The following is a 16496-nucleotide window of genomic DNA, read 5'->3' on the forward strand; positions in this document are numbered from 1 at the left end:
GAAGCGCCACCGGGCTACATGATTTCGATAATGTGGTTTTCTGTAGGCCCGGTAAGCGAAGCGCCACCGGGCGACACCATTTATTCTAAATCCGCGCCATTGCTGGCAATCACTTTCTTATACCACCAGAACGATTTCTTGCGCGTGCGGGCCAAGGTGCCGTTGCCGGCGTCATCGCGATCCACATACACAAAGCCATAGCGCTTGCTCATTTCACCGGTGGACGCGGCCACCAGATCGATACAGCCCCACGAGGTGTACCCCATCAACGGCACGCCGTCTTCGATGGCGTCACCCATCGCGCGGATATGCTCGCGCAGATAGCTGATGCGGTAATCGTCGTTGATCTCGCCGTTGGCATCGATTTCATCCCGCGCGCCGAGGCCGTTTTCCACCAGGAACAGCGGCTTCTGATAACGGTCATACATCATATTCATGGTGATGCGTAAGCCCAGCGGATCGATGCCCCAGCCCCATTCACTGGCCTGAATGTACGGGTTTTTCAGCGACTTCACGATATTCGCCGCGCTGGTATTCCCGACGTTCATATCGGCTGACGCGCAGCGGGAGGCGTAATAGCTGAATGACACAAAATCGACGGTATTTTTCAGGATCTCATCGTCGCCTGGCGCTTTCTCAATGTGCACACCTTTCTCGCGGAACACGCGGGCGGAATAGGACGGATAGGCCCCGCGCGCCTGCACGTCGATAAAGAACAGGTTTTCACGATCTTTCTCCAGCGCCATCCACACATCTTCCGGCTTGCAGGAGTACGGGTAAAAATTACCGCCCGCCAGCATACAGCCGACCTGATTGTGCGGGTTCACCTCATGGGCGATTTTGGTCGCCAGCGCGCTGGCAATCAGCTCATGGTGCGCCGCCTGGTACTTCACCTGATCCTGATTTTCACCTTCTTCAAACGCCAGCCCCGCGCCGGAGAACGGGCTGTGCAGCATGATGTTGATTTCATTGAAGGTCAGCCAGTATTTCACCAGGCCGTCAAAGGCTTCAAAACAGGTGCGCGCATAGCGGGTGAAAAACTCCACCATCTTGCGGCTGCGCCAGGAGCCGTATTCCACCACCAGATGCATCGGCACGTCGAAATGGCACAGCGTCACCAGCGGTTCAATGTTGTACTTTTTGCACTCCTCAAATACCGCTTTATAGAAGGCGATACCTTCGGCGTTCGGCGTCAGCTCATCGCCGTTCGGGTACAGGCGCGCCCAGGCAATAGACGTGCGGAACACTGTGAAGCCCATCTCCGCCATCAGGGCGATGTCTTCTTTGTAGCGATGATAAAAATCAATCGCCTCGTGGCTGGGATAAAACTCATCATCACGCAGCGCCACGCGCTTTTCCAGGCCCAGCTTCACCGGCAGGCGGTTTGCGCCATGGGGGATCATATCGACGGTGGTCAGGCCCTTGCCGCCTTCGCGATACGCGCCTTCAGACTGGTTGGCGGCCAGCGCGCCGCCCCATAAAAATCCTTCCGGAAATACAGACATGCTTACTTCTCCTTAAATCAGGCTCTGGCTTCGGTACTGACGGTCGCTTTCGCCGCCTGCAACTCACGCGCCTTCGCCGCTTCTTTTTCCACCGGAATATCTTCAAAGCCCAGCATCAGCGTGAGCACAAACGACAGCACCACCGCCAGCGCCATCACGCCAAACACCCAGACGATGCTCATTGGGTTGGCCGGATCAAAGAACTGCACGCTGGTAAACAGGCCTGGTGCTGCCATTGAATGGCTGGCGAGTCCGGCGATCCCGGCCACCGCGCCGCAGATAAAGCCGCTGATGAGGCTGGCGATCAGTGGACGTTTCAGGCGTACCGCCACGCCGTACAGCGCCGGTTCCGAGATGCCCGCGAGGATCGCAGAGGCGGCAGCGGCCAGCGCCGTTTGACGCAGCTCCGGGTTTTTCGTTTTCCATGCCACCGCCAGCGACGAGCCACCAAGGGAGAGGTTAGCGCCAATTTCTGACGGCATCACCATGCCTTCTTTGCCGGTTTCGGCGATGGTCTGAATAATGGTCGGCGTAAACACGCGGTGCATCCCGGTCATCACCAGCAGCGGCCACAGCGCGCCCATAATGGCGACGGACAACCAGCCGAGATAGTCGTGAATGGTGTACACCAGCGCAGAAATGGCGCTGCCGATCCAGATACCGATCGGGCCGATGAGCACGATGGCAAGCGGCGCGGCAATCAGCACGATCAGCATCGGCTTGAGGAAGTTTTTCGTCACCGCCGGGGTGATTTTATCGACCCAGCGCTCGATATACGACAGACACCAGGTCATCACCAGCGCCGGGATCACCGTGTAGGTGTACTTCACCGCCGTCACCGGGATAAAGGCGAATTCGACGTGCTCGCCCTGGGCCGCTTTCGCCATCAGCTCAATAAAGCTCGGATGCACCAGCACGCCGGCAATGGCAATCGCCAGCGACATGTTGGTTTTAAATTTGATTGCCGCCGAGGCCGCTACCATCAGCGGCAGGAAGAAGAACGCCCCGTCGCCGATCACCGTCAGGATGGTCAGCGTCGGCGCGCCTTTTTCCAGCACGCCGGTCATCTCTAAAATCATCGCCAGCAGCTTGACCATCGATCCGCCGATGATCGCCGGGATCAGCGGCGACATGGTGCCGATCAGCGCATCGAGAATGCCCGCGCCGATGCGCTTTAGGGTCAGTTTTTGTTTTGCGTCGGTTTCCGGCGGCTGCATATCTCCCGGCAGCAGGCTGACGACTTCGCGGTAGGCCTGCGACACCGTATTACCGATGATCACCTGGCACTGGTTGTCATTACGCACCACGCCCATCACGCCGCTGATGCCTTTCAGGCTCTGGGCGTCGATGAGCGCGTCATCTTTTACTACAAAGCGCAGACGCGTCATGCAGTGCGTCACGGCGGCGATATTGTCAACGCCGCCCAGCGCAGCAATCACAGAGTGGGCAAGCGCCGCATAATTCTTAGCCATCGGGAAGTAATCCTGTTTTATCAGTAAGATACGCTTTCATTGTCAGACAATGAAACAGCAGATAGGAAACCGGTTCCACAAAAGCATGATTAGTTATGGTTAATCAAACAATGATTTTAATATTGATTTGTGATGAAGTTCGCTAAATATTTTGTGGGCTGCAGGCCGGGCAAGACGCCGTCGCCGCCCGGCACCAAAGCTGCAAACTGCGTGACGGTGAAGTACACTGCCGCTTATCGAAATTAGAGGGATGATGATCATGACGACGATGCTGGAGGTCGCGAAGCGGGCAGGGGTGTCGAAAGCCACGGTATCCCGCGTGTTGTCAGGGAATGGTTATGTGAGCCAGGAAACCAAAGACCGCGTGTTTCAGGCGATTGAAGAGAGCGGCTACCGGCCTAATTTGCTGGCGCGCAATCTGGCGACCAAAAAGACGCAGACGCTCGGCCTTGTGGTGACCAACACCCTCTATTACGGTGTCTATTTTAGTGAATTGCTGTTTCATGCCGCGCGAATGGCGGAAGATCATGGCCGCCAGCTGATCCTCGCCGACGGCAAACACAGCGCCGACGAAGAGCGTCAGGCGATCCAGTATTTACTCGATATGCGCTGCGACGCGATCATTATTTATCCGCGCTTTCTCAGCGTTGATGAACTGGATGCGATTGTCGAAAACCATACTCAGCCGGTTATGGTGCTCAATCGTCGGCTGCGGAAAAATAGCAGCCACTGCGTCTGGTCGGATCAAAAACAGTCCAGCTTTAACGCGGTATCCACCTTATTAGCGCGCGGCCACCGGGATATTGCGTTTATTACCGGCTCGCTGGATTCGCCGACCGGTATTGAACGTCTGGCGGGCTATAAAGAGGCCTTAACCGAGTATGGCGTTGCCCTGCGTAACGATCTGATTGTCGAAGGAAAATGGACGCCCGCCAGCGGCGCTGATGGCGTGAAAACGCTGCTCTCACGGTCGCAAACCTTTACCGCGCTGGTGGCCAGCAATGACGACATGGCGATTGGCGCAATAAAGCAGCTGCATGACGCGGGAATATCTGTTCCCGATCGGGTTTCGGTGATGGGGTTCGATGACATCGCGCTGGCGCCTTATATTGTGCCGTCGCTGTCCAGCGTGCGTATTCCGGTCACCGAGATGATTAAAGAAACCATTAACCGGTTAATCTTTATGCTCGACGGCGGAGAATTTAACTATCAGCAAACCTTTGCCGGGGAATTACATTCCCGCGACTCGATTATCGACGGGCCACACGCCTGACGTCGACAGGTGTCATCGTCACTCGTGTCGATGACACCTTCCCCGCCGCACCTCCTTTCTTAAATATCCATAAATATCAGTAAATTAAAATCTGGCACGATTCGTGAATAACTTCGCGGTATCACCCCTTATTGCCGGAGAACCCGATGAACCGTTTCATCATGGCGGACGCCAACAAATGCATTGGCTGCCGCACCTGCGAAGTCGCCTGCGTGGTTTCGCATCAGGAAGAACAGGATTGTGCCGCCCTGACGCCCTCCACCTTTCTGCCACGTATCCACGTCATCAAAGGCGTGAATATCTCCACCGCCACCTTATGCCGTCAGTGTGAAGACGCCCCCTGTGCCAACGTCTGCCCGAACGGCGCTATCAGCCGCGATAAAGGCTTTGTGCATGTGATGCAGGAGCGCTGCATCGGCTGCAAAACCTGCGTGGTGGCCTGTCCCTATGGCGCGATGGAAGTGGTGGTGCGTCCGGTCGTGCGCAACAGCGGTGCGGGCCTTAACGTGCGCGCCGAAAAAGCCGAAGCCAACAAATGCGATCTCTGCCATCACCGCGATGCCGGTCCGGCGTGCATGGAAGTCTGTCCGACCCACGCGCTGGTGTGTGTCGATCGCGACATGCTGGAAAAAATGAGCGCGGATAAACGCCGTCGCTCCGCCCTGGATACCACCGGAATGCTGTTCTGAACCGAACCCGATTTCAACTTTTAACAGGTCTGTTACTGATGAAAAAAATCACAAGCGTATGTCCTTACTGCGGCGCAGGCTGCAAACTTAAACTGGTCGTTGAGAACAATAAAATCGTGCGCGCGGAAGCCGCCGAAGGGGTGACCAACCAGAATCAGCTGTGCCTGAAAGGCTATTATGGCTGGGATTTTCTTAACGATACTAAGCTCCTGACGCCGCGCCTGACGCAGCCGATGATCCGCTACGAAAAAGGCGGCAAACTCACGCCGGTCAGCTGGGATGAAGCGATCCGCTACACCGCAAAACGCTTAGGCGAACTCCGCGCGCAATTCGGCCCGCGCGCCATCATGACCACCGGCTCGTCGCGCGGTACGGGGAACGAAACCAACTATGTGATGCAGAAATTTGCCCGTGGCGTGCTGAATACCAATAACGTCGACTGCTGCGCGCGCGTCTGTCACGGTCCGTCAGTGGCCGGATTACAGGAAACGCTTGGCAATGGCGCGATGAGTAACTCCATCGGCGATATTGAGAATTCCCGCTGTCTGCTGGTGTTTGGCTATAACTGCGCGGATTCGCATCCGATTGTGGCGCGTCGGGTGATCAAGGCGAAACAGAACGGCGCGAAAATCATCGTCTGCGATCCACGCCGTATCGAAACCGCGCGCATCGCCGATCAGCATCTGCAACTGAAAAACGGCTGCAATATGGCGATGGTTAACGCCTTTGGCTATGTGCTGCTGGAAGAGCAGCTGTATGACAAAGAGTATGTCGCCAGCTTTACCACCGGGCTGGACGCTTACCGGGAAACCGTGAAAGATTATGCGCCGGAAAAGGTCGAGCACCTCACCGGTGTGCCAGCGCAGCAGATCCGTCAGGCGATGCGCACTTACGCCGCCGCGCCATCGGCCACCATTATGTGGGGCATGGGCGTGACGCAGTTCGGTCAGGCGGTGGACGTGGTGAAAGGGCTGTCGAGCCTGGCGCTGCTCACCGGTAATCTGGGCCGCGAGCACGTTGGCGTCGGCCCGGTACGCGGGCAGAATAACGTGCAGGGCGCGTGTGATATGGGCGTCATCCCGAATCAGTTCCCCGGCTATCAGGACGTGGTGGATCCGGCGGTGCGCGCAAAATTTGCTGCCGCCTGGGGCATTAACGTTGACGACATGGACGACCAACCCGGCGTGCGCATCACCGAAGTGCCACATCTGGCGCTAGAAGGCAAGGTGAAAGCCTATTACATCATGGGTGAAGATCCGCTCCAGACCGAAGCCGACCTGGGCCTGGTACGCAAAGGCTTTGCGGCGCTTGATTTTATCGTCGTGCAGGACATTTTCATGACCAAAACCGCCGAACAGGCAGACGTGATCCTGCCGGCGACCTCCTGGGGCGAGCACGGCGGCGTCTTCACCTGTGCCGACCGCGGTTTCCAGCGTTTCGAAAAAGCCATTGAGCCTAAGTACAACGTCAAACGTGACTGGGAGATCATCAGCCTCATCGCCACCGAGATGGGCTACCCGATGCACTACGACAATAACCAGCAGATCTGGGATGAGCTGCGCGAGCTGTGCCCGCTGTTCTATGGCGTGACGTATGAAAAAATGGGCGATATGGGGCACGTTCAGTGGCCTTGTCCGACCCTCGATCACCCCGGTACGCCATTCCTCTACAAAGGCAATAAGTTCGATACGCCGGACGGCAAAGGGCATCTCTTTGCCGCGCCGTGGCGCGCGCCGGCGGAAGTGCCGGATGCCGATTATCCGCTGGTGCTGTGCACCGTGCGTGAGGTAGGGCACTACTCCTGCCGCTCGATGACCGGCAACTGTGCGGCGCTGCAAACCCTGGCGGATGAGCCGGGCTATGTGCAGATCAATCCGCAGGACGCCCGGGCGCTGGGCATTCAGGATCAGCAACTGGTGTGGGTCGCGTCGCGCCGTGGCAAGGTGATCAGCCGTGCCGATGTCAACGAGCGCATCAACACCGGCAGCGTGTACATGACCTATCAGTGGTGGATAGGTGCCTGTAATGAACTGACCCAGGATAATCTCGATCCGATTTCCAAAACCCCGGAAACCAAGTATTGCGCGGTGAAGGTGAGCGCCATCGACGATCAGCGCTGGGCCGAGGATTACACGCAGACTACCTATCTCGACATGAAAAACCGGCTGCGCGATGCCGTGGTATGACAGGACACAATGAGCAATAACGGCGTACGGATCCGTGTGCGCGGCAAGGTGCAAGGGGTGGGTTTCCGCCCCTTCGTCTGGCAGCTGGCGCAGCAGTTACATCTTTGTGGCGATGTCTGTAACGACGGGCACGGCGTCGAAATCAGGCTGTCTGGCGATGCCACGCGTTTTCTGAGCGACCTCTACCGCCACTGCCCGCCGCTGGCGCGCATTGACGATACCGAGGTCACCCCCTGGCAGTGGGACGACGCGCCCACGTCTTTCACTATTCGCCACAGCACCGGCGGCAGCATGGATACGCAGATTGTGCCGGACGCCGCCACCTGTCCGGCCTGTCTGGCAGAAATGAACGATCCTGCTGAGCGCCGCTATCGTTATCCCTTTATCAACTGCACCCACTGCGGGCCGCGGTTTACCATTATTCACGCCATGCCTTATGACCGCCCGTTGACCGTGATGCGCGCCTTCCCGCTGTGCGCGGCGTGCGCGGCGGAGTACCGCAATCCGGCGGATCGTCGTTTTCATGCTCAGCCGGTGGCCTGTGCCGCGTGCGGTCCGCAGCTGGAATGGCAGACGGAGGGCCAACGTGCGGTGGGCGAGGCGGCGTTGCAGGCGGCAATCGCCATGCTGGCGGCGGGAAATATCGTCGCCATTAAGGGCCTTGGCGGTTTTCATCTTGCCGTTGACGCACAAAACCCGCAGGCGGTGAGGCGACTACGCGAACGCAAGCGCCGCCCGGCTAAACCGCTGGCGGTGATGATCCCTTATGGCTGCTGTGAGACGGCCGCAACGCACCTGCAATCCGCCGCCGCGCCTATTGTGCTGGTGGCGAAAAGCGCGCTGCCGGCATTGTGCGAGGCCATCGCGCCGTCGTTACCGGAGGTCGGCGTGATGTGGCCCGCCAGTCCACTCCAGCATCTGTTAATGCAGGCGCTGGATCGGCCGCTGGTGATGACCTCCGGTAATCTCAGCGGGCGACCACCCGCGCTCAACAACGACCAGGCGCTGAGCGACCTGGCAGACATTGCCGACGGCTTTTTGCTGCATAACCGTGACATCGTGCAGCGTATGGACGACTCGGTGATGCGCGCCAGCGGCGAGATGCTGCGCCGGGCGCGTGGCTTTGTGCCAGACGCGCTGCCGCTGCCGCCGGGGTTTGACGCCGTGCCGCCGCTGCTCTGTCTGGGGGCCGACATGAAAAACACCTTTTGCCTGCTGCGTGGCGATCGGGCGGTGCTGAGCCAGCATTTTGGCGATCTGACCGAGGACGGGGTGGAAACCCAGTGGCGCGCCGCGTTAGCGCTGATGCAGAAAATCTACGACTTCACCCCGCAGCAGGCGGTGTGTGACGCCCATCCCGGCTATCGTTCAACCCAGTGGGGCGAGGCGCTGGGCCTGCCGGTGAGTCACGTTCTGCACCATCATGCCCACGCGGCGGCCTGTCTGGCAGAACACGGCTGGCCGCGGGACGGTGGCGATGTGATTGCGCTGATCCTCGACGGCATCGGCATGGGCGAGAACGGCCAGCTATGGGGCGGGGAGTGCCTGCGGGTGAACTACTGCGAATGCGAGCATCTCGGCGGGTTACCGGCGGTAGCGCTGCCCGGCGGCGATCTGGCGGCAAGACAGCCGTGGCGCAATCTGCTGGCGCACTGCCTGGCCTTTGTGCCGGACTGGCAGCGTTATCCGCAAACCCGTGTGTTACAGGATAAAAACTGGCCGCTGCTGGCACGGGCGATAGCGCAGGGGATCCAGTCTCCGCGCGCATCTTCGTGTGGACGGCTGTTTGACGCCGTGGCCTGTGCGCTGGACTGCGCGCCGGAAAGCCTGAGCTATGAGGGCGAGGCGGCGTGTCAGCTGGAGGCGCTGGCAGGCGCATGTGCTGGCGTGGATCATCCGGTAGTGTTGCAGCCAGAGGATTTGACGACGTTCTGGCAGTCGTGGCTGGCGTGGGACGCCACCGCAGGCGAGAAAGCCTGGGCGTTTCATGATGCGCTGGCTAACGGGCTGGCGGCACTGATGCGGCGCGAAGCGCAGGCGCGGGGGATCACGACGTTGTGTTTTGGCGGCGGGGTGATGCACAACCGGCTGCTGGTGGCGCGCTTAAGGCATTATCTGGCGGATTTCAGGTTGCTGTTTCCGAAGGGGTTACCGGCGGGGGATGGGGGGATCGCCTTTGGGCAGGGGGTGATCGCGGCAGCGCGATTGCTGTGAGTGTTATCTGATTCGGTGGGGGTTGCGCTCTTATTTGCTCTGGCGAACGGCTATAACTGTGGGCGCACAGAGCGCGCAGGGGGCGGCCAGTCGCCGCCGCCCCCTGCACCCCCGGGCTTCCGGCAAGAAAATCGCCGCTGCGCGGTGGCCTTCGGCTTATCCCTTCCGGCTTCGGGTCGGGCGCGATGCAGCGTCCCTGCAACTCGCGCCCTCAGCCCGCATCCATGCGGGCTGCCCCGGCCTACAGGCAACGCCTCAGCGATTTTCAGCCGACTCCCCCACACTTCACGATTTTTTATAAACCCAGTATCGTGGTTCCTGTAAGTTCAAATAAAACCAAAGCCACTCAGTCGTAACAGACCGTCATCGTAATTGACGCGAGGGGTTGAGTCCCCGCTGAAACCGGCGAGCCGGAGGCCGGATGACAAGGGCTGGACGCCAGGGATGGCGGCCAGAGGCGACATGAGGCAGGAGGCCGAATCGAGCCGACCGCGGGCAGACGGGCGGGAGGTGAGCGCAGTGCGCAGCACCGGTTTCGGTGCGGGGCCGCGGGGATTGACAAGGGGGCCGCGGTGGCCCCCTTGTCACGTTCACCGTCAGCAGCGTCCCGTTTGACTCCAGTCTAAAAGTGAACGGAACATTCCCCTGAACCTAACGGAACGTTCCCCGGAACCGCCCCAAAAACCTACGCGCTCAGCGCCTTCAGCAACCCAAACGCCTCCTTCATCCGATCCTCACTCACCACAAACGCCCGCAACGCCTCCCCCTCAAACCCCTTCGCCACCATCCCGTCCGGCCGCGCGTCGATCTGCCAGTGCAGATCCCCGCGCTGCGTCTCTCCCGCCAGATGCAGCGGCAGATCCGGCGTCTTCACCTTCACCAGCATCGGCGGCAGCGACAGCGTGGCTTGCTGGCCGAGCAGCGTCTTCGCCAGCCACATCGCGCAGATCTGGATCGGTTGCAGGAACGGCAGCAGCTTGCCGTTGATCTCCGCGCAGTCGCCCAGCGCATAAACATCCCCGACGCTGGTGCGCAGCTGGCTGTCGACCACAATGCCGCGTCTGATGGTGATCCCCGCCTGACTTGCCAGCGCGGTTTGCGGTTGCAGGCCGGTGGCGGCCACCACCGCATCCACCTCAAGGGTACGAGCGCGGTCAAAGCGGGCCTGAATGCCGCCAGCGGTGGCCTCCAGCGTCAGTAGTTGTGACTTCAGCAGCAGATGCACGCCGCTCTCCGTCAGGCGATGTTGCAGACGGCTGCTCACTTCCGGCGGCATTAATGAAGATAAGATGCTGGCGGCGGTATCCACCAGCGTCACCGTTTTACCGGCGTGGTTAAAATCCATCGCCAGCTCAGTGCCAATCAACCCGCCGCCGACGATCAGCACGCGCTGCGCATCGCGCAGGGTCGCGCCGCACGCCTGATACTCCTGCTGACTGTTCAGCGTCAGCATCAGCTCGCTGCCCGGCACCGGTGGCACAAAGGCCGAGGCCCCGGTCGCCAGCACCAGCTTGTCGTATAACCATTCCTGCTGCTGGCTTTTAACGCAGTGGCGGGTCGGGTCGATTTCCGTCACCCGCGTCTGCGGGAACAGGCGCAGATTGAACTGTTCCGCAAACTCCCCCGCCGACTGGCGGGTGAGATCCTCAGCCGACTGGCCGAGGCTGATCACATGGCTGAGATCCGGTTTGTTGTATTCGTCCATGCTGTCAGCGGCAATCAGCGTGACCGGAACCTGCGCGTCCTGTTTGCGGATATTTTTTACCAGCTGTCGGGCGGCGAAGCCCGAACCAATAATGACGATACCGTGATTCATTTTGCCTCCACCGCCAGCACATCAAACACGTCTTTGCCGAGTGAACATTCCGGGCACAGGAAGCTGTCCGGCACCTCGTCCCACGGCGTACCGGGGGCGACATCCTGCATCGGTTCGCCGGTGGCCGGATCGTAGATCCACTGGCAGACGCTGCACTGCATGCAGGGTCCGAGGTCGGCGGCGGCAGGGGCGCTGGCGCTTTCTGCCTGCGGTTTTACCGTCGGGGCTGCGGCAACAGGCAGCGGGGTAAGCGCCCACTGACGGGCAATATCACGACCGTGCTGACGGCAGATTTCCAGCGCATCACTATCCGGCCGCCATTTGGCTTTCAGGCTGAGTGACATCTCAAAACCGGCATCCTGCAAGCGGGTGGACAGGCGATCCACCGCGCCGCCGCTCCAGCCGTGAGAGCCAAAGGCGCTGGCGCGTTTATTACGGAAACGCAGGCCGGTGATCTCTTCCACCAGTCCGGCGATTTTCGGCATCATCACGTTATTCATGGTAGAGGTGCCGACCAGCACACCTTTGGAGCGGAACACGTTGGTCAGCACCTCGTTTTTATCGCTGCGGGCAACATTAAAGATTTTCACCGCCACGCGGGGATCCACTTCGGTAATGCCCTGGGCGATGGCGTCGGCCATCATGCGGGTATTGTTCGACATGGTGTCGTAGAAAATGGTGATGCGATCTTCCTGATAATCTGCCGCCCATTTCAGGTACAGCTCGACGATTTGCGTCGGGTTATCGCGCCATACCACGCCGTGGGAGGTGGCGATCATATCCACCGGCAGATTGAACCCGAGGATTTCGGTAATTTTTGGTGTCACCAGGCGGCTGAACGGCGTCAGGATGTTGGCGTAGTAGCGCTGGCACTGCTCAAACAGTTCCACCTGATCCACTTCGTCATTGAACAGGTGTTCATCGCAATAGTGCTGACCGAAGGCGTCGTTACTGAACAGCACCGCGTCGCCGGTCATGTAGGTCATCATGCTGTCCGGCCAGTGCAGCATTGGGGTTTCAACGAAGATCAGCTGTTTGCCGTTACCGATGTCCAGCGTGTCGCCGGTTTTCACCACGTTAAAGTTCCACTCCGGATGATGATGATGCCCGTTGATGGAATCGATGGCGTTATTGGTGCAGTAAATCGGCGTATCCGGGATGCAGGACATCAGCTCGGTCAGCGCACCCGCGTGATCTTCTTCCGCATGGTTGATGATGATGTAATCAATATCTGCCAGATCGATTTCACCGCGCAGGTTCTGCACGAATTCCCGGCTGAATTTGTGATCAACGGTGTCGATGAGCACGTTTTTCTCTTCGCGGATCAGATAGCTGTTGTAGCTGCTGCCGCGCAGGGTTTTGTATTCGGTGCCGTGAAAATCGCGCACTTCCCAGTCACGTTGTCCAACCCAGTGAATATTATTTTTTACATGAATAGTCATATTACCCTCAGCCACGCTGAATTTGAGAAAGATGACTGAGCTATATCAAGATGCGTGCCAGTTTCTTATTGTCATATAAATCAATTGGTTGATAAGACCGCGGCAAATAGGTTTTGTCAAAATGACTATGAATTTTATGGTCAATATGACATTGTAGATTGTCAAAATGACTGTGAGGTGGGTATGCGTTTTTCCGTGGAAGCGCTGGCGAAAATCGCCATTGAACTGCAAAGCGATATTGGTCATCAGGATCGCTTTTCCCGGCTGATCGCCACGCTGCGCCAGGTGCTGGGCTGCGATGCGTCGGCGCTGCTGCGTTACGAGGCGCATCAGTTTATTCCGCTGGCCATCGACGGGCTGGCGCAGGACGTGCTGGGGCGGCGCTTTTCCCTTGCCGGGCACCCGCGGCTGGAGGCGATTGCCCGCGCCGGCGATGTGGTGCGCTTTCCCGCAGACAGCGATCTGCCCGATCCCTACGACGGGCTGATCCCCGGTCAGGAGAGCCTGAAAGTACATGCCTGTCTGGGCCTGCCGCTGTTTGCCGGGCAGAAGCTGATCGGCGCGCTGACCCTCGACGGCATGGCGCCGGATCAGTTCGACGGCTTTAGCGACGAGGCTTTGCGCCTGATCGCTGCGCTGGTGGCCGGAGCGCTGAATAACGCCCTGCTGATTGCCCAGCTGGAAAGTCAGAACGTACTGCCCGCAGGGGAGAGCAGCTTCACGACGGAACGCGGGCAGGAGATGATCGGCCTTGCCCCGGCGATGCAGCAGCTGAAAAAAGAGATCGATATTGTTGCCGCCTCGGATCTCAACGTATTGATTAGCGGCGAAACCGGCACCGGTAAAGAGCTGGTAGCGAAGGCGATCCACAGCGGATCGCCACGGGCGGTCAATCCGCTGGTCTATTTAAACTGCGCGGCGCTGCCGGAAAGCGTCGCCGAAAGCGAACTGTTCGGCCATGTAAAAGGCGCGTTTACCGGGGCGATCAGCAACCGCAGCGGTAAGTTTGAAATGGCCGATAACGGCACGCTGTTCCTCGATGAGATCGGCGAGCTGTCGCTGGCGTTACAGGCGAAGCTGCTGCGCGTATTGCAGTATGGCGATATTCAGCGCGTTGGCGATGATCGCAGCCTGCGGGTGGATGTGCGGGTGCTGGCCGCCACGAACCGCGATTTGCGTGAGGAAGTGCTGGCGGGGCGGTTTCGCGCCGATCTGTTCCACCGCCTGAGCGTCTTTCCGCTGTTCGTGCCGCCGCTGCGGGAGCGGGGCGAGGACGTGATCCTGCTGGCGGGCTATTTCTGCGAGCAGTGCCGGATGCGGCTGGGGCTGACGCAGGTGGTGCTCAGCCCCGGCGCGCGGGCGCAGCTGCTGGCCTACGGCTGGCCCGGCAACGTTCGCGAGCTGGAACATGCCATTCATCGCGCGGTAGTGCTGGCGCGGGCGACACGGGCAGGGGAGGAGGTGGTGCTGGAAGCGCATCACTTTGCTTTCAGTGATGAGGCCGTGCCTGCTGCTCAGGCCACCATCAGCGTGCCGGTGAACGACGCCGCGCTGAACCTGCGAACGGCGACAGAAGATTTTCAGCGCCGGCTGATTGAGAATGCCCTGCGCGCTCACGATCAGAACTGGGCGGCCAGCGCGCGGGCGCTGGAGATGGACGTCGCCAACCTGCACCGGCTGGCGAAGCGTCTGGGGCTGAAGGGCTAGAGAATGCCCGCCTGGTAGAAGTCCTGTAAGTTAATCGCGCCGGTGAGCACGCCGTGTTCATCCACCACCGGGGCAGCGGCGATCTTACGCTTCATCAGGATCTCTTTGGCATCAATGGCGCGGCTCTGCGCCTGTAGCGTGATGCCGCCTCGCGTCATGGCGTCTTGCACCGCGGCGTCCAGCGTGCCGCCGCCCACCAGCCAGCGGCGCAAATCGCCATCGGTAAATACCCCCTGAACGTGTTGCGCACGGTCGCACACCGCCACCAGTCCCAGCCCGGTGCGGCTTAGCTCCAGCATGGCGTCCATCACGCTGGTGTCGAGCTGCACCTGCGGCAGGGCGTCGTCGGTACGCATCAGGTGATGCACTTTATTAAGCAGTCGTGCGCCCAGCGCCCCCGCCGGATGCGAGCGGGCGAAATCCTCTTCGTTAAAACCGCGTGCCTGCATGACCGCCATCGCCAGCGCGTCGCCCATCATCAGCGTATTAACGGTGCTGGAGGTCGGCGCAAGGTGCATCGGGCAGGCTTCGCGCTCCACCGAAATATCCAGCCAGGCTTTGGCGGCCAGCGCCAGCGGGGAGCGGGATTTGCCGGTCATCGCCAGCAGCGCGACGCCTTTTTCTTCCAGCCGCGGAATGATCAGATCCAGCTCTTTAGCGGTGCCGGAATAGGAGATAAACAGCAGCAGATCGCGGCTTTCAATCATGCCCAGGTCGCCGTGCAGCGCTTCCGCCGGGTGGACAAAAAAGGCTGGCGTGCCGGTGCTGGCGAGGGTGGCGGCGATCTTTTTACCGATGTGCCCGGATTTGCCAATGCCGGAGACAATCACTTTGCCCTCACAGTGCAAAATGGCGCTGGCGGCACGGACGAAGTCCTCTCCCAGGCGTTCCGGCAGACGGCTCGCTTCCTGTAATTCCAGCAGCAGCGTCTGACGGGCGGTGTTTAACAGTTGTTCACTCATGACTCTCTCCGGCAATTATCACGTCGATTCCTTTGTCTTCTAAGGCGGCGCGGAATTCATCAGAAATTCCCGCGTCGGTGATCAGTTTGTCCACGCTTTCCAGGCTACAGACGATATTCGGGCTTTTGCGACCAAACTTTGATGAGTCGGCCATCAGGATCACTTCCCTGGCGGCGTTGCACATGGCTTTACTGACGGTGAATACTTCGTTGAAGGTGGTGACGCCGGCGTTGAGATCGATGCCGTCGGTGCCCATAAACAGCTTATCAAAGCTGAAATGTTCAAAGGCGTTCTCCGCCAGCTGGCCGTGGAAAGAAGCGGATTTTTTACGGAAGGTGCCGCCTGGCATCAAAATGGTCTGCTCGTTGTCGAGTTCTGACAGAGCGTTAACGATGTGCAGGCTGTTGGTCATCACCGTGATGTTATTGAAGTGGCTGAGCAGGGGCACCATTTGCAGCACCGTACTGCCCGCGTCGAGGATCAGCGAATCACCATCGTGAATAAATCCCACCGCCGTTTCGGCGATGCGGGCTTTCTGGCTGGTGTTGATCAGCGTTTTATGATCGATAGGCGGATCCGCGTCGTCTTTGTTGAGCACGACGCCGCCGTAGGTGCGGATCACGGTACCGGCATGTTCGAGGATCACCAGATCTTTGCGGATGGTGGTGCCAGTGGTGTCAAACTGCTGCGCCAGTTCATCGACCGAACATTTACCCCGCTGATGCAGATGTTCGAGAATAGCGGCCTGGCGCTGACGTGGTTTCATAGGCGTTGGACCCTGCGTGAAAGTGCGAAATGATAATTTCGCAAGCTAAAAGCGTTCACAACGAAATTATCCATGTTTCATTTTAAGCGCTAATGATAGAGTATTCTGACAGCGCGGATCATGGGGAAAGATCACATCAGGGTGTAATTCATCACGATGTTTGCCGGTTAACGCGGCAATTTTTAGCGGACGGGCGAAAACCGTGAGCCCTTTCATCAATAAGGTATCCGTCACGCGCAGCTGTTCATCCAGCGCGACGGCAATGACCACGCGGGGCCGGAAACGACCGCCTGCGCGCCCGACGCCGACCCGACCACGCTGGCATAGCTGCTCAAAGGCACGGTTAAACTGGCGGATCTGCCTGCCGCCCAGCGCGAGCTGGCCGATCCAGGCGATGGCGGCGAGGGTGATGAGTGCCGTTACCATAGTGACTCCTTAATTGCCGGGTGGCGGCTGCGCCTTAC

At 59.3% G+C, this 16496-nt stretch carries 12 protein-coding genes; 5 read left to right on the top strand and 7 right to left on the bottom strand.

Annotated elements, in window-relative coordinates; genetic code table 11:
- Positions 1 to 80 precede the first annotated feature (80 nt).
- The gene (locus KW828_RS05850; protein ID WP_218335524.1) at positions 81 to 1505 is read right to left on the bottom strand and encodes a 6-phospho-beta-glucosidase; all 1425 of its coding nucleotides are present in this window, start codon (positions 1503 to 1505) and stop codon (positions 81 to 83) included.
- 17 nt (positions 1506 to 1522) lie between these two features.
- The gene (gene ascF / locus KW828_RS05855) at positions 1523 to 2977 is read right to left on the bottom strand and encodes a PTS cellobiose/arbutin/salicin transporter subunit IIBC (protein WP_218335525.1); all 1455 of its coding nucleotides are present in this window, start codon (positions 2975 to 2977) and stop codon (positions 1523 to 1525) included.
- 259 nt (positions 2978 to 3236) lie between these two features.
- Between ascF and KW828_RS05860 the strand changes: the two genes are divergently transcribed.
- The 4 genes from KW828_RS05860 (at position 3237) to hypF (ending at position 9339) form a co-directional block, all read left to right on the top strand.
- Complete coding sequence (locus tag KW828_RS05860) at positions 3237 to 4250, top strand: LacI family DNA-binding transcriptional regulator (protein ID WP_218335526.1); 1014 nt, start codon at positions 3237 to 3239, stop codon at positions 4248 to 4250.
- 146 nt (positions 4251 to 4396) lie between these two features.
- The gene (gene hydN, locus KW828_RS05865; protein ID WP_088221510.1) at positions 4397 to 4939 is read left to right on the top strand and encodes an electron transport protein HydN; all 543 of its coding nucleotides are present in this window, start codon (positions 4397 to 4399) and stop codon (positions 4937 to 4939) included.
- Positions 4940 to 4977: 38 nt separating this feature from the next.
- Positions 4978 to 7125, top strand: a complete 2148-nt coding sequence (fdhF, locus tag KW828_RS05870) for a formate dehydrogenase subunit alpha (protein ID WP_218335527.1) — start codon at positions 4978 to 4980, stop codon at positions 7123 to 7125.
- Positions 7126 to 7134: 9 nt separating this feature from the next.
- Positions 7135 to 9339 carry a carbamoyltransferase HypF gene (gene hypF, locus KW828_RS05875; protein ID WP_218335528.1) on the top strand — a complete coding sequence of 735 codons (2205 nt, stop codon included), beginning with the start codon at positions 7135 to 7137 and terminating at the stop codon, positions 9337 to 9339.
- Positions 9340 to 10024: 685 nt separating this feature from the next.
- On the opposite strand, the gene norW is transcribed toward hypF, so the two are convergent.
- The gene (norW, locus tag KW828_RS05880; protein ID WP_218335529.1) at positions 10025 to 11155 is read right to left on the bottom strand and encodes an NADH:flavorubredoxin reductase NorW; all 1131 of its coding nucleotides are present in this window, start codon (positions 11153 to 11155) and stop codon (positions 10025 to 10027) included.
- A complete protein-coding gene (gene norV, locus KW828_RS05885) occupies positions 11152 to 12597 on the bottom strand; it encodes an anaerobic nitric oxide reductase flavorubredoxin (RefSeq protein ID WP_218335530.1) in 1446 nt (481 codons plus the stop codon). Before norV ends, norW begins: the two co-directional genes overlap by 4 nt.
- Before the next feature lie 183 nt (positions 12598 to 12780).
- Here norV and norR point away from each other — a divergent pair, with 183 nt between their 5' ends.
- The gene (gene norR, locus KW828_RS05890) at positions 12781 to 14304 is read left to right on the top strand and encodes a nitric oxide reductase transcriptional regulator NorR (protein ID WP_218335531.1); all 1524 of its coding nucleotides are present in this window, start codon (positions 12781 to 12783) and stop codon (positions 14302 to 14304) included.
- On the opposite strand, the gene gutQ is transcribed toward norR, so the two are convergent.
- The 3 genes from gutQ to gutM all read right to left on the bottom strand — a co-directional run bounded on the left by gutQ (position 14301) and on the right by gutM (position 16458).
- The gene (gutQ, locus tag KW828_RS05895) at positions 14301 to 15266 is read right to left on the bottom strand and encodes an arabinose-5-phosphate isomerase GutQ (protein WP_218335532.1); all 966 of its coding nucleotides are present in this window, start codon (positions 15264 to 15266) and stop codon (positions 14301 to 14303) included. The two genes, norR and gutQ, sit on opposite strands and share 4 nt — an antisense overlap.
- The gene (locus KW828_RS05900; RefSeq protein WP_218335533.1) at positions 15259 to 16032 is read right to left on the bottom strand and encodes a DNA-binding transcriptional repressor; all 774 of its coding nucleotides are present in this window, start codon (positions 16030 to 16032) and stop codon (positions 15259 to 15261) included. Before KW828_RS05900 ends, gutQ begins: the two co-directional genes overlap by 8 nt.
- Positions 16033 to 16098: 66 nt before the next feature.
- Entirely contained in the window at positions 16099 to 16458 is a 360-nt protein-coding gene (gene gutM, locus KW828_RS05905) for a transcriptional regulator GutM (protein ID WP_218335534.1), read from the bottom strand.
- Positions 16459 to 16496: the final 38 nt, after the last annotated feature.

Origin of the sequence: Enterobacter sp. ENT03 (genome assembly GCF_019218745.1) — a bacterium.
GTDB lineage: Bacteria > Pseudomonadota > Gammaproteobacteria > Enterobacterales > Enterobacteriaceae > Enterobacter_D.